The 23,417-nt window shown below is 44.5% G+C and carries 19 protein-coding genes; 5 read left to right on the forward strand and 14 right to left on the reverse strand.

The window, feature by feature from the left end:
* The first annotated feature begins 103 nt into the window (after nt 1-103).
* Nucleotides 104-532 carry an HIT family protein gene (locus R7E42_RS15010; protein WP_005382194.1) on the forward strand — a complete coding sequence of 143 codons (429 nt, stop codon included), beginning with the start codon at nt 104-106 and terminating at the stop codon, nt 530-532.
* A gap of 150 nt (nt 533-682) precedes the next feature.
* Nucleotides 683-1,204 carry a YqhA family protein gene (locus tag R7E42_RS15015; protein ID WP_042523163.1) on the forward strand — a complete coding sequence of 174 codons (522 nt, stop codon included), beginning with the start codon at nt 683-685 and terminating at the stop codon, nt 1,202-1,204.
* A gap of 108 nt (nt 1,205-1,312) precedes the next feature.
* Here R7E42_RS15015 and R7E42_RS15020 read toward each other — a convergent pair whose 3' ends face one another.
* The 5 genes from R7E42_RS15020 to znuA form a co-directional block, all read right to left on the reverse strand.
* On the reverse strand, nt 1,313-1,543 hold the full coding sequence (locus tag R7E42_RS15020) for a FeoC-like transcriptional regulator (RefSeq protein ID WP_005426709.1): 231 nt from the start codon (nt 1,541-1,543) through the stop codon (nt 1,313-1,315).
* A complete protein-coding gene (gene feoB, locus R7E42_RS15025; RefSeq protein WP_318072789.1) occupies nt 1,540-3,816 on the reverse strand; it encodes a Fe(2+) transporter permease subunit FeoB in 2,277 nt (758 codons plus the stop codon). Before feoB ends, R7E42_RS15020 begins: the two co-directional genes overlap by 4 nt.
* Nucleotides 3,816-4,043, reverse strand: a complete 228-nt coding sequence (locus R7E42_RS15030; protein WP_005382190.1) for a FeoA family protein — start codon at nt 4,041-4,043, stop codon at nt 3,816-3,818. Before R7E42_RS15030 ends, feoB begins: the two co-directional genes overlap by 1 nt.
* 833 nt (nt 4,044-4,876) lie before the next feature.
* Entirely contained in the window at nt 4,877-8,254 is a 3,378-nt protein-coding gene (locus R7E42_RS15035; protein WP_213868291.1) for an AraC family transcriptional regulator, read from the reverse strand.
* A 202-nt stretch (nt 8,255-8,456) separates the two neighbouring features.
* Entirely contained in the window at nt 8,457-9,344 is an 888-nt protein-coding gene (gene znuA / locus R7E42_RS15040; RefSeq protein WP_033906913.1) for a zinc ABC transporter substrate-binding protein ZnuA, read from the reverse strand.
* A 78-nt stretch (nt 9,345-9,422) separates the two neighbouring features.
* On the opposite strand from znuA, the gene znuC reads away from it, so the two are divergent.
* Together znuC and znuB are read left to right on the forward strand one after the other, a co-directional pair.
* On the forward strand, nt 9,423-10,211 hold the full coding sequence (gene znuC / locus R7E42_RS15045; RefSeq protein WP_005382185.1) for a zinc ABC transporter ATP-binding protein ZnuC: 789 nt from the start codon (nt 9,423-9,425) through the stop codon (nt 10,209-10,211).
* On the forward strand, nt 10,204-10,989 hold the full coding sequence (gene znuB / locus R7E42_RS15050; protein ID WP_005382183.1) for a zinc ABC transporter permease subunit ZnuB: 786 nt from the start codon (nt 10,204-10,206) through the stop codon (nt 10,987-10,989). The genes znuC and znuB overlap by 8 nt, the downstream gene beginning before the upstream one ends.
* Before the next feature lie 119 nt (nt 10,990-11,108).
* Here the strand turns inward: znuB and sucD are convergent, their stop codons facing one another.
* The 8 genes from sucD to sdhC all read right to left on the reverse strand — a co-directional run bounded on the left by sucD (nt 11,109) and on the right by sdhC (nt 20,818).
* Nucleotides 11,109-11,981, reverse strand: a complete 873-nt coding sequence (gene sucD / locus R7E42_RS15055; protein ID WP_005382181.1) for a succinate--CoA ligase subunit alpha — start codon at nt 11,979-11,981, stop codon at nt 11,109-11,111.
* On the reverse strand, nt 11,981-13,147 hold the full coding sequence (gene sucC / locus R7E42_RS15060) for an ADP-forming succinate--CoA ligase subunit beta (protein ID WP_005382179.1): 1,167 nt from the start codon (nt 13,145-13,147) through the stop codon (nt 11,981-11,983). The genes sucD and sucC overlap by 1 nt, the downstream gene beginning before the upstream one ends.
* Before the next feature lie 213 nt (nt 13,148-13,360).
* On the reverse strand, nt 13,361-14,569 hold the full coding sequence (gene odhB, locus R7E42_RS15065; protein ID WP_017819950.1) for a 2-oxoglutarate dehydrogenase complex dihydrolipoyllysine-residue succinyltransferase: 1,209 nt from the start codon (nt 14,567-14,569) through the stop codon (nt 13,361-13,363).
* 28 nt (nt 14,570-14,597) lie between these two features.
* Nucleotides 14,598-17,423 carry a 2-oxoglutarate dehydrogenase E1 component gene (gene sucA / locus R7E42_RS15070; protein WP_005382176.1) on the reverse strand — a complete coding sequence of 942 codons (2,826 nt, stop codon included), beginning with the start codon at nt 17,421-17,423 and terminating at the stop codon, nt 14,598-14,600.
* Between the two features lie 171 nt (nt 17,424-17,594).
* On the reverse strand, nt 17,595-18,305 hold the full coding sequence (locus R7E42_RS15075) for a succinate dehydrogenase iron-sulfur subunit (RefSeq protein WP_005382174.1): 711 nt from the start codon (nt 18,303-18,305) through the stop codon (nt 17,595-17,597).
* A 15-nt stretch (nt 18,306-18,320) separates the two neighbouring features.
* Nucleotides 18,321-20,087 carry a succinate dehydrogenase flavoprotein subunit gene (gene sdhA / locus R7E42_RS15080; protein WP_005382172.1) on the reverse strand — a complete coding sequence of 589 codons (1,767 nt, stop codon included), beginning with the start codon at nt 20,085-20,087 and terminating at the stop codon, nt 18,321-18,323.
* A complete protein-coding gene (sdhD, locus tag R7E42_RS15085) occupies nt 20,088-20,432 on the reverse strand; it encodes a succinate dehydrogenase, hydrophobic membrane anchor protein (protein WP_005382169.1) in 345 nt (114 codons plus the stop codon). It abuts the gene before it with no gap.
* Nucleotides 20,426-20,818 carry a succinate dehydrogenase cytochrome b556 subunit gene (sdhC, locus tag R7E42_RS15090; RefSeq protein WP_017634811.1) on the reverse strand — a complete coding sequence of 131 codons (393 nt, stop codon included), beginning with the start codon at nt 20,816-20,818 and terminating at the stop codon, nt 20,426-20,428. Before sdhC ends, sdhD begins: the two co-directional genes overlap by 7 nt.
* Before the next feature lie 396 nt (nt 20,819-21,214).
* Here sdhC and R7E42_RS15095 point away from each other — a divergent pair, with 396 nt between their 5' ends.
* Entirely contained in the window at nt 21,215-22,504 is a 1,290-nt protein-coding gene (locus R7E42_RS15095; protein WP_005382163.1) for a citrate synthase, read from the forward strand.
* 88 nt (nt 22,505-22,592) lie between these two features.
* Here R7E42_RS15095 and R7E42_RS15100 read toward each other — a convergent pair whose 3' ends face one another.
* On the reverse strand, nt 22,593-23,351 hold the full coding sequence (locus R7E42_RS15100) for a Nif3-like dinuclear metal center hexameric protein (RefSeq protein WP_182016631.1): 759 nt from the start codon (nt 23,349-23,351) through the stop codon (nt 22,593-22,595).
* Between the last annotated feature and the right edge of the window lie 66 nt (nt 23,352-23,417).

Raw genomic sequence — 23,417 nt, forward strand, 5'->3', positions numbered from 1 at the left:
TAAGTAGCACAAGCTAAATGATGACAAAGGTTGACGTGAAAGCGTCAACCTTTTGTTTTATCTGGCGTATACTGATGTCATTCAATTCAAATCGGACAACATAATGAGTTTTGAACTGCACCCTCAACTGGCAAAAGACACCACCGTTATCGGCCACTTCCCACTGTGTGTGGCGCTTCTGCATAAAGATAACGCCGTGCCATGGGTTATCTTGGTCCCTAAACGTGCAAACCTAAAAGAGCTTCACCACTTGCCAATGCAAGAACAGCAACAGTTTTTGCTAGAGTCTCAAGCGGTAAGCCAAGCACTGGAAGCAACATTCCGTCCAGACAAGCTAAACCTTGGTGCGCTAGGTAATATGGTGCCACAGCTGCACATTCACCATATTGCTCGCTTCAAAGATGACGTAGCATGGCCGGGACCGGTTTGGGGTAACACCAAAGGTGAATTCCGTACAGAAGAAGAGCAAAACGAATTGCTTGGTCGCATTAAAAATGTGCTGTCACTGAGTTCTATTTTCCAAAAAGCATAAGCACTGCTAGCGAAAATAATTCGCCTTTGAATACGGCTGAAATAGACAGAGAAAGATTAATACGTATTTGTAACAATCTTTCTCATTTTTCTGGGATTATCACTAAAATAAAACTTGTTTAGACTACCAGCTCAGTTAGAGAGGGTCATCATGAAACAAGTCTTCAACACATTCCGATACGTCAGCTGGATCGCCATTATCTGTTCTATGGCTGCTTCATTCTTGCTTTTTCTTATGGGTGCAGCAAAAACCTATTCGGCATTTGCGGTCTTCATTCTCAATCAAACACCTCCAGAAGCACTCGCACATTTAGATAAAGCAGACATCGCGATCGCTTATTTGATCAAGTCACTGGATACGTTTCTTGTCGCACTAGTTTTGTTCATCTTTGCTCACGGCATCTACACACTATTTATTTCCAACAAAGCTAAAGCGAAAACACAAGAGCAGTCGGTTTTGCATTGGATCAGAACCCCAAACATCGGCCATCTAAAAAACATTTTGGCTGAAGTCATCATCGTGATCTTGTTTGTGAAGTTCTTAGAGCTCGTGCTGATTAACTTCGACAGCTTAGATTGGACGATCTTAACATTACCTATTTCGATTTTAGTTTTAAGTCTTGGTTTAAAGTTCCTAGGGTTAGGCGCGACTAAACACTCTGAAGAACATTAATTTCGCTGTATTCACAAACAATAACCAGCAAAATAAAAGCCGCATCATTGCTGATGCGGCTTTGTCGTTTTTACGTGATAATTTTTAGGTGACTAATTTTGATAGTCGCTACATGGTGACTGTCAGAGACAAACCATCTTGTTTAGTCACTGAGTAGCGAACTCGAGTCACGTCATGAGCTTTATTGGTGTCAACTAGGCGGCTAATTTTGCCCTTCTTAATCCACACACTTAACATCGCGTCAGCACCATCTTCACTCATCCCAAACTGCTTAGCCAGATCTGACTGGGAAACGGTTCCTTTGTCTGCAATGTATTGATAAAGCTCTTTTAAAATCATGCTACTTGCGCCTCTAATGCACCGTTTTGTTTCTTACCAACTCGTTTGAACACACGGTATGTGCCAAAGAAGATAGCTACGATCACTGCCATCCAAATGCCACTTGTCACTGGGCTATCTGCGAAATGCGTCAATTGGTTGTAGAACGTCGCACATAGGTAAGCCAAGCCCATTGTCCAAACCGCGATAAAGCGTGCGAACTTATGACCAAACTCACGTACGTAAGCCCCCATCGCCGCCACACAAGGTGTGTACAGTAGGATAAAGATTAGGTAAGCAAATGCGGCATTACCAGAAGCAAACTGCGATTTGATGTTACCGAAGATAGAAGCATCGACTTCTTGCTCTTCTGCAACGGCATTTGAGTCAGTTAAGTCACCCACTTCAATACCTAGTGGATCTGAGTAGCTCAAACCGGCTAGGTTTTCAGGGATACTCATTACTGCCTCTTCTAGGCTGCCCATTAGATCAAATTCTGCGTCTTCACCGTCGCTTGGCGTAGTGTATAGACTGTTCAGCGTACCAACTACCGCCTCTTTTGCGAAGATACCAGTAATGATACCTACGGTCGCTGGCCAGTTGTCTTCTTGAACACCGATTGGTGAGAATACTGGAGTCACAACTTGCGCTGCTTTAGAAAGCACAGAGTTTTCGCTGTCTTCGTTACCAAAACTGCCATCAGTCCCCAATGAGTTGAAGAAACTCAGAATAGCAACAACGATAACGATGGTTTTACCTGCACCAAGAACGAAGCGCTTTAGCTTTTGCCAAGTTTTGATCACCACGTTTTGTAACGTTGGAAGCTCATAGTCAGGCATTTCCATTACTAGGCTGTCACTGCTACCTGGGTAAAGCGTGTGCTTAAGGAAAAGGCCCGTGAAGATCGCTGCCACAATACCAAGTAGGTAAAGTGCGAATACAATGTTCTGACCAGAACCTGGGAAGAATGCCGCAGCGAATAGTGCGTATACTGGTAGACGAGCACCACATGACATAAATGGCGCCATAGATGCAGCTAGTTTACGCTCACGCTCTTGATCTAGAGTACGGGTTGCCATGATTGACGGTACGTTACAGCCAAAACCAAGAACAAGCGGTACGAATGCTTTGCCTGGTAAACCAATCTTCTGCATCACTTTATCTAGTACGAATGCGGCACGAGCCATGTAGCCTGAGCTTTCAAGTACCGCTAAGAACAGGTACAAACACGCGATAACTGGAATAAAGGTTGCAACCGTTTGGATACCACCACCAATACCATCAGCAAGCACCGTCACTAACCACACAGGCAAATGACCGTCTAACAAGTAGTGACCACCATCAACCAACAGAGCACCGACACCGATATCAAAGAAGTCGATGAATGCACTACCAATGTTGATAGAGAACATGAACATTAGGTACATCACAACGAAGAAGAATGGGATGCCCACCCACTTGTTCAAAATGAATTGGTCTAGTTTTTCAGTCACGCTGCGGCTTAGCTTGCCTTCGCTACGACGTACTTTCTTACACTCTTCATGAAGATGTGTGTATTTAGTATCCGCGACATGCAAATCGATATCCAAATCTAACGTCGTAATGACTTCCAATACTTTGCTTCTATCAATATCAGAAAGACTATTGAGCACCATTGTGTCTTTTTCAAGCGCACGAATCGCTAGTGCACGATGAGCGACGGTTTGGTCGTTAAAAAGTGCGGAAACCGTTTGAATTGCCGACTCCATCTTCTCACCGTAATGCAAAGACAATTCCTTAAGTGGCACTCCTTGAACGATGGATTTATGAAGCTTTTCTTTAAACTCTGCCACTTGAGTTTTATTGGTTGCAGATAAACTGACAACCGGACAACCTAACGTTTTCTCAAGCTCTGCAACGTTAATCATCTGACGTTCACGCTTTAGCGCATCCATCTTGTTGAGGACAACAATCATAGGGCGACCAAGTTCGCGAAGTTGCAGCGTCATATATAAGCTGCGCTCTAAACTTGTAGCATCCACCACGTTAATAATGAGATCAGCAGGATGAGTTAGAACCGCACGCGATGCGATGGATTCATCAATACTATTACTATCATTACCACTGTCTAATGAGTAAATACCCGGAAGGTCAGTGAGCAAAAACTCATCCCCAGCATGCTTGAATTGTCCTGTTTTCTTTTCAACCGTGACGCCTGCCCAGTTACCAACTTGCTGTTTTGCGCCAGTTAAACCATTAAATAGCGTCGTTTTACCACTATTAGGGTTACCTACGGTTAGCACTTGATATTGCATTACACTCGCTCCACTTCAATTTTCTGAGCAATTGTTTCTCGCAATGCGACAGACACACCACGGACTTCGACTTGTAAAGGATCGCCCATTGGCGCACGTCGAATCACTTTGACTTCTGTATTGGGAAGCAGCCCCATTACCATGAGTTTCTTTCTGATATCTGATGAAAGACCATCTAACAACCGAATCGTCACCGTATCGCCAGGATTAATCTCTGATAACTTCATAGTGGCCCTTAAGAGTATTGCTAATGAGAAATATTATTATTTAATAAGTTTAGGTTGCCAATATTACTCCCCTATACCCCTTCAATCCTTGTGTGAAATCAAAGATTCCGTAAATGTTTTCACGCTTTCAAACGTTAACTTCGTAAATTTCCTCTCGTTATTTACGTCAAAATTAACAATTTAAAATGACACCTAACGAAACAAAAATGTCACAAACCAAGATAGAAAACAAAAAATGCAAATTAAAACAGTGGGTTAATTAAAAAACAAAACGTTGTCGCTTTTCTCATATAAACATGGCGTTATTTTTATAAGAAAAATAAGTAACCTCTCGTATAGTTACTCCATCGAGAGGGCAACCTCTCTAATAAATTCCAGAGGTGGCATGGCAACATGTCACTCCGGCAGCAAGCGAAGGTGTCCTTGACACCCGTGGTATAGTCCCCCCGGCTATACCACGATATTTTTTTTCACCTCTTTCAAAACTTCTTTACCTTATTCATCTTTTCAACACAGTTTTCGTTTTCACGAATGTCGCACACCATCATTCACCCAAATGAACAACGCTCTTTTGATACAGCAATACAACTGTCATTTATTTGTTGCAACTATTAGTAAATCATTCTCTTGAAGCCATTTATGCTTATTGCTATGAACATCGCGACTAACAGATAGAACGTGATCGTGCTTACGTGTTGAGAATGGATTTGTAGGCTAGATGTGATGAAGAAACAATGAAACTCACTGCGTTAGCAACTGCAGCAATAATAGAGCACTGTATGCAGCTCCCCAGCATCTTAACTATTAACTAGGGAGCTTATAATGAAGGTTTTCTAGTTAATTTCTTGGCTTTCTTGAGTCAAAGCAAACTTGGAAGGGGGCAAACCAAAATGTAGCTTAAACTTTTGGCTAAAGTAAGATGGATCATTAAAGCCACAGTTAAAGGCGACTTCACTGATTTTCTCACCCGCCAATAACTGTTCACACGCCGTTTCTAAACGAACCTCTGTGACATAGTCTTTTAACGTTCTTGACGAGGCAGATTTAAAACGTCTCTGCAAAGAGCGTTCAGACATATACAGCATTTTAGCGGCTGACGCAGTGCCAAATTCAGGATCATGGTAATGCTCTGCCACTAATTGATAGACTTTTTGCAACCACTCTTTCTCTGGTGTGACTTGATCTTCTGCAATAGTTACAGGATTGAGTTCTTGCTGCGGTTCATCCAGATAACTACTTTCCTTCGCAGATGGCCATGTAATCTCGACTTTGTTTTGAGCATCAGAAGAGAAGACAGCCAAATAACCACCACTCGTTGTCACTAGTTGGGCAAGGTGGTCAATACTCAACTCAGAGTGATTTAAGTTAGATGGAAGCCCAGTCGCGACTTTATTAGGTAATTGCGTCCCGTAATCAAGAAAGCTCAATGACACAATATCATGCCCCTTTTCTAGCATAATTCTAACCGTTTGACCCCGGAAAGAGCGCTTGATGATATTGGCAAAAATGCTATTGAAAATAACATCAAGATTAAAGCTTTCCAGAGCAACCCGGCTCTGCTTACTCTCATCTTCTAGCTCTACCAAAATACCCGCTTTTGCAAAGTCATCTTGCCATACATCAACCACTGACTGAGTTATCTGACTCAAGTTGTAGTTCTGACTCCCACCACTTACATCACTTGGAACGCTTTTGAGTTCATTTAACTGCCAATTCGTTTTAGCCAAATGATCCTCTGTCGCAGTGTCCAGAGGCATAGGTAGTTTCGCCACAATAAAGTCGACGCTTGATTTTATGGATAGAGCTACATGGTCTACGAGTAGGTTTCTAACTTGAATCTGTTTACGTAATTGCTGGTTGCTCGTAAGCAACACTCTACTTTGATGTCTTAACTGATTCGTTTTGAGGGTCACTTGAGCTGCTAGATCACGGTTAGCCTGTACAACGTAGCGCGAGCGCCAGAATACGAGTACTGCAACGACCGCAATACTAGCTACGACAAAGCCTAAAACAGCAAATCGCGATAGATACCAAGGATAAAGGACGATAAAGTGAGATTCTAAACCAACGACTCCAGCGGCAACTTGAGACTCATTACTGACCTGCAAGTGATATTCACCGGAACTAAGGTGCTCGAGTGTCAGTTGGCCCCCCTCTAACGTTTGCCATGGGTCATCGTTGTTCAATCGATAGTACAAGTTTTGACTGTCTGGTTTTGGCATCACACCGAATAAAAAACTCAGCGAAGATCCATATGGCAGTGTGAGCCCATTCAGATCGGCACTACCAACTTGCAGAACTTCATTTTCAAGCACAACTTGGCTAACAATAAACTTAGACTCTGGGGGATTAGATACAAGCAGCTTGGATGCTTCTGCTTTTACGAGTCCGTACTTCGACCCCAGAACAAGCTCTCGCTCACCAATTTCTGTCTGCTGTATAACGCTACAAATACCAGGGAGGAACTCATTGTTCATTAAGCCTGATGACGATGAGTAATGTTTCACTAACTCACCCGAAAGGTGGTAATAGCTTAAACCGACAGAGGAAGCTAACCATACACCTTGCCTGTCTCTGATCAAGCAAGCAGGTCTGGCGTTGGGCTCACTCATTTCAACAACACGTTTTTCATCGCTTCGTGTATCAGTTTTAAACACACCATAAGATGAAGCAAACCACTGGCTGCCATCAACCGCCGTGGTCATGTCTAATGATTCACCAAACTTTTCTGAAAAACGGATAAACTGGATGTTGTCATTACTGTATTGGTATACGCCATGATCGGTGCCTATTAATAGGGCATCTTCAGTATCATATAGGCGCGTAACCTTAGCAGGCAAATACTGACTTACTAGCCACTCACTTCCAAAGTTTCGTACGCTTTGTGCAGCAGTATCAACATTGTAAAGATGGTATCCGCTTGATACCCAAAGACGGTCATCACCATCAACGGTCACATGCTCTACGGCATGTCCGGCCATAACCTGTAAATAAGGAAATGTAATCTTGTTGAGACCATTTAGCTCAAATATTTCCAGCCCTTTTGAGGTTGCAAGCCAAAGCATGCCGTTTTGAAACGCAAATTCATTGATCTGCGACTCCAACTCTAAGACTTGGTTAATCCCACTCTTTCCTGAACGATAAATCTTTCGGTCATCAGCAAACCAAAGCGCACCATCAGGACCTTCAATAGTTTGCCGAATTCGTCCTGATAGGGTGTGTGAGTCATAACTACTAAAGGTCACTCGTTCAAATTTTTTACTAAATAGCGAGTAATAACGAATACCTTGGTTAGTCGCAATCCACATCCCTCCCATATTGTCACTCAACAACGAATAAATCTTCGTGTTATCTAACTCTAACTCAAGAAAACTTGCAGGCGCGACTTCGGTGACCTCACCTGAAAAAAATGAGTACAAATAAAGGCCATGCTCTGTCCCCACCCAATACTCTTGATTTGTCTCTGCGAATGTCAAAACATGTGAGCCGCCAATTCTAATCACTTCTTTATCAGGCTGGTAAATGTTGAAAATTAAAGCGCCACGCAATGTACCTATCAAAATTTCTCTTCGCGTGTGTGAATAATAGACTTTCTCAATGTAGTTTTGACCTGAGGCAGCGACATGGTCAAACTTATCACCTTCAGAAAGATAGAAGCCGGAAGTCGTTGCTAGTGCCCACTTCGTTTCAACTAGCACCGCATCATTAATGTAAACGTAGCTATTATTACTATGTTGATAGAGCTGCAATAGAGAGAAAGAGTTTAACTCGCTAGTGTCGATATTGTAGGTATAGAAATGCGCGCCATCACTCACCCAAATATAGTTCTTTGAAGACCCTATTTTTCTTATTTGTGAGCCTGGATTTAAACTAAAGACTAAACGTCGCTCCTGATTTGGATAAGTTCGATAGACCTCATTTTCAATAAAGGTCCAAAAAGCACCTTTATGATAGGCCAACTGCTTGGCCGACGTTTGTAGGAAGCTACCTGATTTAGGCAATATAGTTTGACCATCGTAAAACAGGACTCTCCCGTGTACGTCATGAATCCACAAACCGCCCTTTTCACCCAAGAACAACTTTTTAGCCGCGATAAAAGTACCCTTTGCCTGAGTTGGCAAAGGGTAAAAGATTGCATTTGCATTATGAAGCGCAAATGCTTGGTAGGATAAGACAAAGCCCAACAGAGCAAGGGCTAATTGGCGTAGCAAGACGAAAACCTTTTGTATCAATTTGTGCTCGGAAAGTGACCGTTCATCGTTTGTAAAACATGGATTGATACGGTTATTTTGAGCTGATAATTATTGGTAATGATATCTCAATTACTTTCTGAGAAAAGGCTCGCCTTACCAAAGGTTGTAATTCTTACTACTGGATCACGTTAAAAAGACTACTCCTACATTACGACAGCACTTAATCTGACTTTTTGTTCAAGCATTGCTCAAAACTATTCGCCATATTGTTGAGAAAAGTAAAGTAACTGCCAGGTTTTGCTTCAATTGTACTCCCTAACGGGTCAAGCTCGCCTTTAGCGACATCACTGCCTCTCATTACGCTCTGAACGACAGCCGGGGTAAACTGAGGTTCAGAAAATACACAAGCCACATCTCCACCACTTAGCTTTTGACGAATTTGAATTAAGGTCTTCGCTCCTGGCTTGCGTTCTGGGCTCACAGTAAAATGCCCCATTTGATTTAGTTCATAACGATCTTCGAAATAACCGTAAGCATCATGGAATACAAAGTAACCTTTGTTTTTTACTGGTGCCAGCTTCTGCTTTATCTGTTGGTCAGTGTCTTTTAGCTCGAGTTCAAACTTTTTGAGGTTCGCTTGATATTGAGCTGCATTTTCCGGATCAAGTGATACAAGTTGATTCACAACAGCCTTGGCCACTTGTTGTGCTTGGCTTACACCTAGCCAAAAGTGCGGATCATGTGAGCCATGATCGTGCCCATCATGGTCATGGTTGTGCTCACTATCAAATTCACGCAATTCTAGATTTGGAATTTGACTAATAGTCAAAGTATTCGATCTATCCGAAACAACTTTCTCTAGAAACGGTTCAAGATCATGTCCGTACCAGATAACCAAATCAGCCGAAGCGACCTTTTTTACATCCGATGGACGCAAAGCATAGTCATGGGGTGATGTGTTAGACTGCAATAGCACGTCTGGTGAAGTTACTCCTTGAGTAAGCTCTGTTACTAACAACTGAATAGGTTTGATACTCGTCAGTACCGTTACTGCCTGTGCTGGCAGTGTTAACATGGCTGAGGCAGCAAGAATTAATGCTCTTTTCATAGTTTTACTTGGGATATGGCGTGGAAAGTGAGATAATGTTACATTATAACATTATTGATTTGCAAATGAGTTTCATTCATGTCTTCCTTAGTCCATCTTGAGCAGTTATGCGTCGAGTTCGATGGCCGCAGAGTTCTCGATAACATTAGTATGGAATTAGAAAAGGGCAAAATAACTACCCTAATTGGTCCCAATGGAGCGGGAAAATCAACGTTAGTCAAAGTTATCTTAGGTCTTCAAAAGCCGACTAGCGGCAAGTTGAACCGACAAAGAAAACTGAAAATTGGTTACGTTCCTCAAAAGTTGAAGCTCAATGACTCCCTTCCATTGAATGTAACCCGCTTTCTAAATTTAGCAGGAAAATACAGTAAGCAGGAGTGCATTGATGCATTAAGGCTTGTTGGCGCTGAACATTTACTTAATAGTAATATGCATCGCTTATCCGGTGGTGAAAACCAACGAGTGTTACTGGCGCGCGCTCTGCTTCAGCGTCCTCAGCTGTTGGTATTAGACGAACCAGCTCAGGGAGTGGATATCCAAGGTCAAATCGATCTCTATGACTTAATTGAGAGCATTCGTCACCGCTTTGATTGTGGCGTATTTATGGTATCGCATGACTTACATTTAGTGATGGCGAAAACGGACGATGTTATTTGTCTGCATCACCATGTTTGCTGCTCAGGTTCACCTGCCACTATTACTCAGCACCCTTCTTACATCGCACTATTTGGCAATGCAGCGAGAGAGTCTCTCGCGTTTTATCATCACGACCATGAGCACCATCATCACGATTTATCCGGAACGCCAGTAAGCGGTGATGCGACATCATGCTCCCACCATAAACACGGACATCACCATCATGATTGAGTTTCTCCTACCTTCTATTCTTGCTGGTATTGGTATCGCGATCATTGCCGGTCCACTTGGGTCATTTGTCGTTTGGCGTAAAATGGCTTACTTCGGAGATACCCTAGCTCATGCATCGTTAATGGGCCTAGCGCTGGGCTTCTTGCTCAACGTAAATCTCTACCTTGCGCTACTCGTCTGCTGTTTAGCTCTGGCCGTTTTGCTTGTCACTCTGCAAAAGCAACAACTTGTGGCTACAGACACGTTGTTAGGTATCTTGGCACACAGTGCACTCTCTATCGGTTTAGTATCGGTTAGCTTTTTGGAAAACGTGCGCGTCGATTTAATGAGCTACCTATTTGGGGACTTACTTGCCGTCTCTCCACAAGATCTGATGTTTATTTACGCAGGTGTTGTTGCGGTAAGTGCGTGTTTGTACGTCTTCTGGCGCCCACTGCTTTCTAGCACTGTCAGTGAAGAACTTGCCGCTGTTGAGGGCGTGAATACAGACTTAGTTAGATTGGTGTTAATGCTAATGGTGGGTGTAGTAATCGCAGTAGGTATGAAGTTCGTTGGCGCGTTGATCATGACTTCACTCCTAATTATCCCAGCCGCAACAGCACGTAAAGTCTCTTCATCACCAGAGCAAATGGCATTGTTCGCATCCATTATTGGCTCAGTGGCAGTACTGATGGGGCTTAGCCTATCATGGCACTTCGATACACCGGCCGGCCCTTCTGTAGTGATCAGCGCAACATCCTTATTTATGCTGAGCCAGCTGATTAAAAGCAAAGCATAATCGCATTGAGCATTAAACGCGAAAGGCCTTGCTAACAACAAACATAAATCCACTGAAACGGAAAAAGAAAAGCCTGCGAAATCGCAGGCTTTTTAATACTTATTAAGCAGTGTGGTCGATTACCAACCCGTCACTTCACGTAGACCTTGGCCAATCTCTGCTAGAGATTTCACAGTTTTAACGCCAGCCGCTTCTAGTGCAGCAAATTTGTCTTCAGCAGTACCTTTACCACCAGAGATAATCGCACCAGCATGGCCCATACGCTTACCAGGAGGTGCAGTTACACCAGCAATGTAAGAAACCACTGGCTTCGTTACATTTTCTTTAATGTATGCTGCCGCTTCTTCTTCCGCTGTGCCACCGATTTCACCGATCATTACGATCGCTTCAGTTTCAGGGTCTTCTTGGAACAGTTTTAGGATATCAATGAAGTTTGAACCTGGGATTGGGTCACCACCGATACCAACACAAGTTGACTGGCCGAAACCTTCGTCAGTTGTTTGCTTAACTGCTTCGTAGGTTAGGGTACCGCTGCGAGATACAATACCTACTTTACCTTTCTTGTGGATGTGACCAGGCATGATACCGATCTTACACTCATCAGGAGTGATAACACCCGGACAGTTAGGACCGATCATGCGAACGCCAGTTTCTTCTAGCTTCACTTTCACGTCGATCATATCTGTTGTAGGGATACCTTCCGTGATAGTCACGATTAGCTCGATACCCGCGTCAATCGCTTCTAGGATTGCATCTTTACAGAAAGGTGCTGGTACGTAGATGACTGTCGCTGTTGCACCAGTCGCTTCTACTGCTTCACGAACTGTGTTGAATACAGGAAGACCTAGGTGAGTTTGGCCACCTTTACCTGGAGACACACCGCCAACCATTTGCGTACCGTATGCGATAGCTTGCTCTGAGTGGAAAGTACCTTGACCACCAGTGAACCCCTGACAGATTACTTTAGTGTCTTTGTTAATTAATACAGACATTATTTAGCCTCCGCAGCAGCAACAACTTTCTGAGCAGCATCAGTTAGCGACTCAGCAGCAATGATATCAACATCAGAATTAGCAAGAACTTCGCGACCTAGGTCAGCGTTAGTGCCTTCAAGACGAACAACAACAGGTACGCTTACGCCTACCTCTTTAACCGCGCCGATAATACCTTCTGCGATCATGTCACAACGTACAATACCACCGAAGATGTTAACAAGTACCGCTTTCACATTGTCATCAGATAGGATGATCTTGAATGCTTCAGCAACACGCTCTTTCGTCGCGCCGCCACCTACATCTAAGAAGTTAGCTGGTTTGCCGCCGTGTAGGTTTACGATATCCATCGTACCCATTGCTAGGCCTGCACCGTTAACCATACAGCCAACGTTACCGTCTAGTGCTACGTAGTTCAGCTCCCACTGAGCTGCGTGTGCTTCACGCTCATCTTCTTGTGAAGGATCGTGCATTTCACGAAGCTTAGGCTGACGGTACAGTGCGTTTGAGTCGATGTTGATCTTACCGTCAAGACATAGCAAGTTGCCTTCACCAGTAATCACAAGTGGGTTGATCTCTAGCAGAGCAAGATCGTACTGAGAAAACATAGTGCCAAGACCCATAAAGATCTTAACGAATTGTTTGATTTGGTCGCCTTCAAGACCAAGTTTGAACGCTAGCTCACGACCTTGGTAAGCTTGTGGACCTACTAGTGGGTCAATTGCTGCTTTGTGGATGAGTTCCGGCGTTTCTTCCGCAACTTTTTCAATTTCCACACCACCTTCGGTAGAAGCCATGAAAACGATCTTACGGCTAGCACGGTCAACTACCGCACCTAGGTATAGTTCGTTCGCAATATTTGAAGCTTCTTCAACAAGGATTTTTGTTACTGGCTGACCATTTGCGTCTGTTTGGTAAGTTACTAGGTTTTTACCTAACCACTTCTGTGCAAACTCTTTAACGCCTTCTTTTGTATCGTGTAGCTCTACGCCACCCGCTTTACCACGGCCACCAGCGTGAACCTGACATTTAACTACTTTCTTGGCTGTACTGATACGGCCTGCGGCTTCAAAAGCTTCTTGTGGTGTATCACACGCGTAGCCTTCTGGCACAGGCAAACCGAATTCTGCAAACAGCTGTTTGGCTTGGTATTCATGCAAATTCATTTCGATATTCCGTTTGTTTTTCCCTTAAGGGATTTATTATTTCCATAACGCTGCAGTCTTGGCTGCTTGTACGTCTGTAGGGTCTTCTCAAATCAATCCTTCATCATGAGTTCTCATACTGAAGGATTCAAATGAAGGCCAAACGTTGAGCTAGTCTAGCCATTGAAATTTTTAACGTCTAGCTACCTACGATAACTAGACGTTTTAGCGATATTAAACGTCTAATAGGAGACGTGCTGGGTCCTCTAGTAACTCTTTAATCGTTACTAGGAAACCAACTGATTCACGACCGTCAATTAGGCGGTGATCGTAAGATAACGCTAGGTACATCATCGGCAAGATTTCAACTTTGCCATCCACTGCCATCGGACGCTCTTGGATCTTATGCATACCAAGAATCGCTGATTGAGGTGGGTTGATGATTGGTGTAGACATTAGTGAACCGAACACACCACCGTTTGTGATAGTGAAGTTACCGCCCATTAGCTCGTCTACCGTTAGCTTGCCATCACGACCTTTGATAGCCAGTTCTTTGATGCCTTTTTCAACATCAGCGAAACCAAGCTTGTCACAGTCTTTTAGGACAGGTGTAACTAGACCACGTGGCGTTGATACCGCCATGCTAATGTCGAAATAGTTGTGGTAAACAATGTCATCGCCATCAATCGAAGCATTTACTTCTGGGTAACGCTTAAGCGCTTCTGTTACTGCTTTCACGTAGAAAGACATGAAGCCCAAACGAATACCGTGACGCTCTTCGAACTGATCTTTGTACTGCTTACGAAGGTCCATGATTGGTTTCATGTTCACTTCGTTAAACGTCGTTAGCATTGCCGTGTTGTTCTTCGCTTCTAGCAAACGGTTAGCAACTGTCTTACGAAGGCGAGTCATTGGAACACGCTTCTGACTGCGAGCCGCTGCCGGCACGTCTACCACTGCTGGCGAGTCTTCTTTTGACGCAGATTTAGCGTTCGCAAGATGCGCTTCAATATCTTCGCGCGTAATACGACCACCAACACCAGTGCCTTTCACTTGGCTTGCTTCTAAGCCATGTTCAGCCAATAAACGGCGCACTGCTGGGCTTAATGCGTCATTACTTTCTTCGTTAAGCGCAGCTTTGTGGCGCTTATCAGGAGATGCTTCAGTACCTTCTGTTTTGTCTGCAGTTGGTTCACCTGCAACTGCGCCTGGCTTCAATTTAGCAATAATTTGTTTAGAAAGTACTGTCGCACCTTCTGCTTCAACAATAGCTTCTAAAACGCCAGCTTCCGGAGCTGGAACTTCTAGCACAACTTTGTCTGTTTCGATGTCAACCAAAACCTCGTCACGCTCTACTGCGTCGCCTGGTTGTTTGTGCCATGTCGCTACGGTTGCATCAGCAACTGATTCAGGTAAATCTGGAACCAGAATTTCAATTGTCATATCTGTTTCTTCCTTTAACTTCTAGTTCTTAATTCGAAGTTTTTGAGTTCACGTTCAGAGCGTCTTCAACCAACGCTTTTTGTTGTTTCAAGTGCACCGACATGTAGCCAACTGCTGGCGAAGCAGAAGCTGGGCGACCTGCGTATTTAAGATTTGCACCTGCAGGAATAGCGGCACGGAAGTTATGTTGGCTACAGTACCAAGCACCTTGGTTCTGAGGTTCTTCCTGACACCACACGAAGTCTTCAACGTTAGTGTATTGAGCAATTGCTGCTTGTACTTCTTCCATTGGGAATGGGTAAAGCTGTTCAATACGCACGATAGCAACATCGTCTTGCTCGTTGTTACGGCGCTGCTCTAGTAGGTCAAAGTAAACCTTACCAGCACAGAACACGACACGTTTCACTTTGCTTGGTTCTAAATCATCTACTTCTGGAATTGCAGATTGGAATGTACCATCCGCCAAGTCTTCAATCGTTGAAGTACATAGAGGGTGGCGCAGCAAAGATTTCGGCGACATAACAATGAGAGGTCGACGCATTGGGCGTACAACCTGACGACGAATCATGTGGTACACCTGAGCCGGTGTTGAAGGAACCACAACCTGCATATTTTGCTCAGCACAAAGCTGAAGGTAACGCTCTAAACGTGCAGATGAGTGCTCAGGACCTTGACCTTCATAACCATGAGGTAGAAGCATAGTAAGACCGCACAAACGCGCCCACTTTTGCTCGCCTGACGAGATAAACTGGTCGATAACAACTTGTGCACCGTTGGCAAAATCACCAAACTGTGCTTCCCAGATAGTTAAACCACCTGGTTCGGCTGTTGCGTAACCGTATTCAAACGCCAACACAGCTTCTTCTGACAATACTGAGTCAAAGACTTGGAATGGTCCTTGGTTGTCATGAATATTCGCTAATGGAATGTAAGTGCTTGCATCGGTTTGGTTATGAAGAACCGAGTGACGGTGGAAGAAAGTACCACGACCCGAGTCCTGACCAGAAAGACGAATACGCTTGCCATCGTCAACCAATGTAGCATACGCCAATGTTTCAGCCATACCCCAGTCAATAGCTTTTTCACCGGTCATCATTGCTAGACGATCGTTGTATAGCTTATTAACACGGCTTTGCAGTTTATGGCTTTCTGGGTACTGACACAGACGATTGCCTAGCTCAATAAGGCGTGTCTTGTCGTATTTTGAATCCCACTCCATATCCCATTCGTGCCCTAAGTAAGGGGACCAGTCTACAGAGTGCAACGCCATTGGACGCCATTCTTTAACAACCACTTCACCGCGATCCAATGCATCGCGATACTCATTGACTAACTGAGTCGCTGTCTCGATATCTGACTCATTTTTGTCGATCAGAACATCTGCATACAATTTGCGTGGTGTAGGATGCTTTTTGATTTTCTGGTACATCAAAGGCTGAGTCGCATTTGGCTCATCCGCCTCATTGTGGCCGTGGCGACGGTAACATACAAGATCGATCACGACATCGCGCTTGAACTCGTTACGGTAATCCAATGCAATGCGAGTAACAAAAGCAACTGCTTCTGGGTCATCTGCATTTACATGGAAAATTGGCGCCTGCACCATCTTCGCGATATCGGTACAGTACATCGTAGAACGCGTGTCACGAGGATTAGACGTCGTAAAGCCTACTTGGTTGTTGATGACGATACGTACCGTACCACCAACTTGGAACCCACGAGCAAGAGACATGTTGAACGTTTCGGCAACCACACCCTGACCAGCGATTGCAGAATCACCGTGGATGGTGATAGGAAGCACTTTGCTACCTTGATTATCACCCAAGCGGTCTTGACGTGCTCGAACTGAGCCCATGACTACCGGGTTTACGATTTCTAGGTGCGATGGGTTAAATGCAAGCGCTAAGTGAACATCACCGCCTGGAGTCGCAAAATCAGCAGAGAAACCTTGGTGATATTTCACATCACCCGTACCCCAAGTTTCGTCGTGTTTACCGGCGAACTCATCAAACAGGTCTTGAGGTTTCTTACCAAGTACGTTCACCAGCATGTTCAAACGACCGCGGTGAGCCATACCGATAACCACTTCACGCATTCCACTTGTACCCGCATGACGAATCAACTCTTTCGTCATCGGAATCAACGCATCACCACCTTCTAAAGAGAAACGTTTTGCACCTGGGAATTTCGCCCCGAGGTAACGCTCCAAACCTTCAGCGGCTGTTAGCTCTTCTAGGAATGTGCGCTTCTCATCTTTGTTGAATGATGGCTGGCCTACGACAGACTCAAGGCGTTGCTGAATCCAACGCTTTTGCTCTGTGTCAGTCATGTGCATGTATTCAGCACCGATGGAACCGCAATAAGTTTTGTTGAGGGCTTCATAGATATCTTTCAACTTCATGGTTTCTTGCCCAACAGCAAAAGAACCTACGTTGAAAGTTTCTTCGAAGTCATCTTCGGTAAGATTATGAAAAGCAGGGTCTAACTCCGCCACGGTTGGGCGTTGCCATAGACCTAGTGGGTCTAATTCTGCAGCTTCATGCCCGCGGAAACGGTATGCGTTGATTAGCTGTAGAACTTTTACTTGTTTTGCATCGACATCTGGGTCACTAACTTGGACATTGTAATGCTTTGTTTCTCTAGCGAGTCGTCGGAAGTAGTCACGGACACGTGAATGTGGTTGTTCTGCCACTTCTTCTGATGGCTTAGGCAAGCCTTCAAAAACACGTTTCCACTCCTCACTTACCAGATCGGGATCACTTAGATACAGTTCGTAGAGGTCCTCTACATACGTTGCATTGGCGCCAGCCAAGTGTGAAGACTCGAGCCATGCCTTCATCACGCCGTTGTGCATATTTTCCCTTAACCAGTAGTTTTCACGTTTGCTTCGGTCTTTGCCGAGCTATAAGAGCCGACTAAAAATACGGTCGGCAATTTTTGTATTCTTTACTCGAATATTACTGAAGCAGTGAAGCGGTCATATCGGGTGATCCGCAACACTGCGACATTCCTAAGAGCGAGTAAATTAAACCGAACGATTAACCAACATCGACTTAATGTGACCGATGGCTTTCGTCGGATTTAATCCCTTAGGACAAACACTTACACAATTCATGATGCCATGGCAACGAAAAACGCTAAATGCATCATCAAGATCAGACAAACGTTCATCTGTTGCCGTATCGCGGCTATCAATTAGCCAACGGTACGCTGCGAGAAGACCAGCTGGGCCGATGAATTTATCAGGGTTCCACCAGAATGATGGGCAAGACGTTGTACAACATGCACACATGATACATTCGTACAATCCATCTAAATGCGCACGGTCATCAGGCGATTGTAGATTCTCACGTGATGGTGGTAATGCACCATCATCAATCAAGAATGGTTTAACTTTCGCATAGTTATCATAGAACTGCGTCATGTCAACGATAAGATCGCGCACGACAGGTAACCCTGGTAGTGGACGAATAACTATCTTATCGCCTTGTAGAGCAGATAACGGTGTGATACACGCTAGGCCGTTTTTACCATTCATATTCAAACCATCAGAACCACATACCCCTTCACGGCATGAGCGACGGAACGCGATGCTTGGATCTTGCTCTTTTAGCAGAATCAATGCATCAAGCACCATCATGTCTGAGCCTTCGTCTACCTCAAGGGTATACTCTTTCATGTAAGGCTTAGTATCCACATCCGGATTGTAACGGTATAAAGAGAAGTTTAATTTCATAGTCGTATCCTCCCTTTAGTATGTACGTACTTTCGGCGGGAAAGCTTCACGATGCGTTGGCGTCATGTTCACATCACGCTTAGTCATCGCTTCTGTTTCCGGATTGTAGATAGAGTGGCATAGCCAGTTCTCATCATCACGCTCAGGGAAATCGAAACGAGCATGTGCGCCACGACTCTCTGTACGGTAGTTCGCTGCAACGGCAGTTGAAAACGCGGTTTCCATCAGGTTATCAAGTTCTAGACACTCGATACGCTGCGTGTTGAACTCTGAAGACTTGTCCGCTAGATGCGCGTCTTTCAAACGTTCGCGAATCACTTTCAACTCTTCTAGACCGGTTGCCATCGCATCGCCTTCACGGAATACCGAGAAGCTGTTTTGCATGCATGCTTGTAGGTCTTTACGAATCTGAACTGGATCTTCACCACCAGTGCTGTTTTCCCAACGCATAGTACGCGCTAGAGACGCTTCAATATCAGATTCTGTTGCAGGACGAGCTTCCGCTTGCGCTGCTAGCGTTTCGCCAAGGTGCAAGCCAGTAGCACGACCAAAGACGACCAAGTCTAGTAATGAGTTGCCGCCCAGACGGTTAGCACCGTGTACCGATACAGAAGCAATCTCACCACATGCGTAAAGGCCTTGTACTTCCATCTCGCTACCGTCGGCCTTCTGCTTAATTGCTTGGCCAGAGACTTGAGTAGGTACACCACCCATCATGTAGTGACAAGTTGGAATTACTGGAATTGGCTCTTTCACAGGGTCAACGTGTGCAAATGTACGAGACAGTTCACAGATACCTGGTAGACGTGATTCAAGTACTTCTTTACCAAGGTGATCAAGTTTCAACTTGATATGTGGACCCCAAGGACCATCACAGCCGCGGCCTTCACGAATTTCAATCATCATTGAACGAGCAACCACGTCACGACCAGCAAGGTCTTTCGCGTTTGGTGCGTAGCGCTCCATGAAGCGTTCACCATCTTTATTTAGAAGGTAACCACCTTCACCACGACAACCTTCCGTCACTAGAACACCCGCGCCAGCAATACCTGTTGGGTGGAACTGCCACATTTCCATGTCTTGCATTGGAACGCCTGCGCGAAGTGCCATACCAACGCCATCACCCGTGTTGATGTGCGCGTTAGTGGTCGATGCGTAAATACGACCTGCACCACCTGTAGCTAGAATGGTTGCTTTTGATTTGAAGTAACAGATTTCACCCGTTTCCATACAAATCGCAGTACAACCCATGATTGCGCCGTCTTGGTTTTTCACAAGATCCAAAGCGTACCACTCCGAGAAGATGGTTGTTTTGTGTTTTACGTTTTGCTGGTAAAGCGTGTGAAGAAGTGCGTGACCAGTACGGTCTGCAGCAGCGGCTGTACGAGCAGCCTGCTCACCACCAAACTCTTTAGATTGACCACCGAATGGACGTTGGTAGATGGTACCGTTATCAAAACGAGAGAATGGAAGACCCATTTTTTCAAGCTCGATAACTGACTCAGGACCATTTTTACACATGTATTCAATCGCGTTCTGGTCACCGATGTAGTCGGAACCTTTAACGGTATCGTACATGTGCCATTGCCAATCGTCTTTGTGCGAGTTACCCAGAGCAACAGTAATGCCACCCTGTGCAGACACAGTATGAGAACGTGTTGGAAATACTTTTGACAACAAAGCACATGATAGGCCTTGTTCTGAAATTTGTAGTGCAGCGCGCATACCTGCACCACCAGCGCCGATTACTACGGCATCAAACTCACGAACTGGAATAGACACTTACGCACCCCACAGAATAAATAGACCAGAGAAGACATAGCCGAATAGCACGGCAATAACACCAAGTTGTAGTGCGCCACGTAGTTTCGCGCACTTAATGTAATCAGTTAATACCTGCCACAAACCAACCCAAGCGTGAATCAGGATCGAGACAAGTGCCAACATGGTGAATACTTTAGTGAAGGTACCACCAAAGAATTGGGTCCAAGATGCGTAAGAGATATCTGAAAATGCACAGAAGCTAATCAGATAAATCGTGTATAGCGTCATAATGATTGCAGTTGCACGAATTAGTAGGAAATCGTGTACACCATTACGACCAAATGAAGATACGTGTTTTACCATACCAAGATCCCCGCCAATAATGATAATACTGCTGTTGCACCAAACGCGACTTTAGCGCTCATCGTGCCTGAATCTAGTTCTTCAAAGTGACCTAGATCCATCAATAAGTGACGGATACCACCTGCGATGTGGTAGGCAAGTGCAGTAAGAATTCCCCACAGGATGAATTTTACGAAGAAGCTATCGACGATGTCAGCGGCTTCCATAAAACCCATTGGGGATGACAGAGAAATGGATAGTAACCACAGTAATATACCCACCGCAACAAACGTAATTACCCCAGACACACGGTGTAGGATGGATGCGATTGCTGTGATAGGAAAGTGGATGGTCTGTAAATCTAAATTAACAGGTCTTGACTTTCTTTCTTTCACGGGCTTGCTCACTCAGCTCCATTGAGCATTTATTGTTATAACCAATTTCAGCTTCCAAACGTACAAAAGTTAACATCTATTTAACAAATATCGCGAGTAACCACCCAGATAATTGTAAACAATTTGTTAACAAACGGAATCCAGCAACAAACCTCACACTTTGTTTCTAGCCCCGAATTTATAAGGATTTAACTAAAATTTTCTTTGCCAATATACGGCGAGCAACATTCTAATACAATTGGTGTAACAAATTATGCTACATAGAACAGATTTTTAACGATTTTCATGAGAAAAATCATAACAAGTGCACACAAAGATGGAGAAAAATTGACTTTAAGCTTTAACAACAGTACAAAAATGGCACATAAACATCCTGGACGGATTAAATAATAAACAAAGGAGATTGTTATGGCGGATAAGAAAGCGACCCTTCATGTTGAAGGTCAAGCGCCAATCGAACTGCCAATTATGGACGGTACGCTAGGTACACCTGTAATTGACGTTCGTAAGCTGGGAGCCAATGGTTACTTTACTTTTGACCCAGGTTTTCTTGCCACTGCATCTTGTGAATCATCAATCACGTACATCGATGGCGGCAAAGGTATTCTTTTGCACCGCGGTTTCCCGATTGATCAATTAGCCAATAACGCAGATTACTTAGAAGTATGTTACATCCTTCTTTATGGTGAAGCCCCTACCCGAGAACAATACGAGCAATTCAAAACGACCGTTACTCGTCACACAATGGTACACGAGCAAATCGCAAGCTTTTTCCATGGCTTCCGACGCGATGCTCACCCAATGGCGGTAATGTGTGGTGTAGTTGGAGCACTTGCAGCCTTCTATCACGACTCTCTTGACATTAACAACGACGAACACCGCGAAATTGCAGCGTACCGTCTGCTGTCAAAAATGCCAACACTGGCGGCGATGTGTTACAAATACTCTATCGGTCAGCCATTTATTTACCCTCGTAACGACCTTAGCTACGCAGAGAACTTCTTGCATATGATGTTCGCAAACCCTTGCGAAGAGTATGAAGTAAATCCTGTGGTTGCCCGTGCGATGGATAAGATTTTCACTCTACACGCGGATCACGAACAGAATGCGTCGACATCAACTGTTCGTCTAGCTGGCTCTTCTGGTGCGAACCCATTTGCATGTATTGCCGCTGGTATTGCATCCCTTTGGGGACCTGCTCACGGTGGTGCAAACGAAGCCTGCTTGAGAATGCTAGAAGAGATTGGCAGCGTCGATAACATCCCTGAATATGTAGACCGCGCGAAAGACAAAGATGACCCATTCCGCTTAATGGGCTTTGGTCACCGCGTTTACAAGAACTATGACCCACGTGCGACAGTAATGCGCGAAACGTGTCATGAAGTTCTCAAAGAGCTAAACATTCAAGACCCTCTGCTAGACGTTGCAATGGAACTTGAGCGCATTGCGCTTTCTGATGAGTACTTCGTGTCTAAGAAGCTGTACCCGAACGTAGACTTCTACTCAGGTATCATTCTTAAAGCGATTGGTATTCCAGTTTCTATGTTTACGGTTATCTTCGCGATTTCTCGTACCATCGGCTGGATTGCTCACTGGAACGAAATGCACAGCGATCCACTGAACCGCATTGGTCGTCCTCGTCAGCTATACACTGGCGAAACACAACGTGAGTTTTCTCCACTTCACGAACGTGAATGATCTTTTTAGTTAGAAGATAAACAAAAGGGTTGAGATTTTGTCTCAACCCTTTTTTCTTTTCAGCGTTTCACGTTATGAATAGCGAACACTAAACCGGATTATCAATATCGATAAACTCCACATGTAGGCCATATTCATCCGCTAGCCATTTTCCTAAAGCCTGAACACCATAACGCTCAGTAGCATGATGACCTGCAGCATAGTAATGAATGTCCATTTCACGAGCGGTATAAGTGGTGCGCTCTGAAATTTCTCCAGAGATAAATGCATCCAGCCCGTGCTGTACAGCAAGTTCAATGAAATCCTGCCCTCCACCAGTGCACCAGCCGACTGTCTCAATCATCTTATCGGTATTCTCTGGAGCGATATGCAGAGGCTCTCTATCAAGAACTTGATTGATCTTGCTCGCAAACTCAGCACCAGACATCGGTTTTTTCAAGCGCCCAAACATAGCAACTGACTGAGGGTGCCCTTCAAGTCCACCTTCTACTTCGATTTCAAGTAAGCGAGCTAATTCTGCGTTGTTGCCTAGCTCTGGGTGAATATCCAGAGGAAGGTGATAACCATATAAGTTGATATCGTTTTTGATCAGACTACGAATTCGTTTACCTTTCATACCACGAATTGGCTCAGGCTCACCTTTCCAAAAATAGCCATGATGAACAAGCAATGCGTCTGCATTAAGCTCAATCGCTTTATCGATTAAGGCTTGAGAGGCAGTTACGCCAGTGATAATACGCTTTACGGCTGGCGTCCCTTCTACCTGTAGCCCGTTTGGTGCGTAATCTTTAATTAACTGCGGTGACAGTTTGTCATTAAGAATCTGTTCTAGCTTTAAGTTATTCATTATTACTTCCAATTTCTAGCGCATGTAAACCTAAATAACCTCTCGATGAAATCAGACCGAGAGTAT

This window comes from Vibrio sp. Vb1337 (assembly GCF_033338715.1).
Taxonomy (GTDB): Bacteria; Pseudomonadota; Gammaproteobacteria; order Enterobacterales; family Vibrionaceae; genus Vibrio; species Vibrio alginolyticus.

Bases quoted from the DNA above. Each gene is read 5' to 3' on its own strand.
- sucA (WP_005382176.1), bottom strand. From the start codon at position 17,423: ATGCACAACGGCGTGATGAAGGCATGGCTCGAGTCTTCACACTTGGCT.
- sucD (WP_005382181.1), bottom strand. From the start codon at position 11,981: ATGTCTGTATTAATTAACAAAGACACTAAAGTAATCTGTCAGGGGTTC.
- sucC (WP_005382179.1), bottom strand. From the start codon at position 13,147: ATGAATTTGCATGAATACCAAGCCAAACAGCTGTTTGCAGAATTCGGT.
- feoB (WP_318072789.1), bottom strand. From the start codon at position 3,816: ATGCAATATCAAGTGCTAACCGTAGGTAACCCTAATAGTGGTAAAACG.
- R7E42_RS15020 (WP_005426709.1), bottom strand. From the start codon at position 1,543: ATGATTTTAAAAGAGCTTTATCAATACATTGCAGACAAAGGAACCGTT.
- R7E42_RS15030 (WP_005382190.1), bottom strand. From the start codon at position 4,043: ATGAAGTTATCAGAGATTAATCCTGGCGATACGGTGACGATTCGGTTG.
- R7E42_RS15015 (WP_042523163.1), top strand. From the start codon at position 683: ATGAAACAAGTCTTCAACACATTCCGATACGTCAGCTGGATCGCCATT.
- R7E42_RS15075 (WP_005382174.1), bottom strand. From the start codon at position 18,305: ATGAAATTAAACTTCTCTTTATACCGTTACAATCCGGATGTGGATACT.
- znuC (WP_005382185.1), top strand. From the start codon at position 9,423: ATGTCTTCCTTAGTCCATCTTGAGCAGTTATGCGTCGAGTTCGATGGC.
- odhB (WP_017819950.1), bottom strand. From the start codon at position 14,569: ATGACAATTGAAATTCTGGTTCCAGATTTACCTGAATCAGTTGCTGAT.
- R7E42_RS15100 (WP_182016631.1), bottom strand. From the start codon at position 23,351: ATGAATAACTTAAAGCTAGAACAGATTCTTAATGACAAACTGTCACCG.
- R7E42_RS15010 (WP_005382194.1), top strand. From the start codon at position 104: ATGAGTTTTGAACTGCACCCTCAACTGGCAAAAGACACCACCGTTATC.
- znuA (WP_033906913.1), bottom strand. From the start codon at position 9,344: ATGAAAAGAGCATTAATTCTTGCTGCCTCAGCCATGTTAACACTGCCA.
- sdhD (WP_005382169.1), bottom strand. From the start codon at position 20,432: ATGGTAAAACACGTATCTTCATTTGGTCGTAATGGTGTACACGATTTC.
- znuB (WP_005382183.1), top strand. From the start codon at position 10,204: ATGATTGAGTTTCTCCTACCTTCTATTCTTGCTGGTATTGGTATCGCG.
- R7E42_RS15095 (WP_005382163.1), top strand. From the start codon at position 21,215: ATGGCGGATAAGAAAGCGACCCTTCATGTTGAAGGTCAAGCGCCAATC.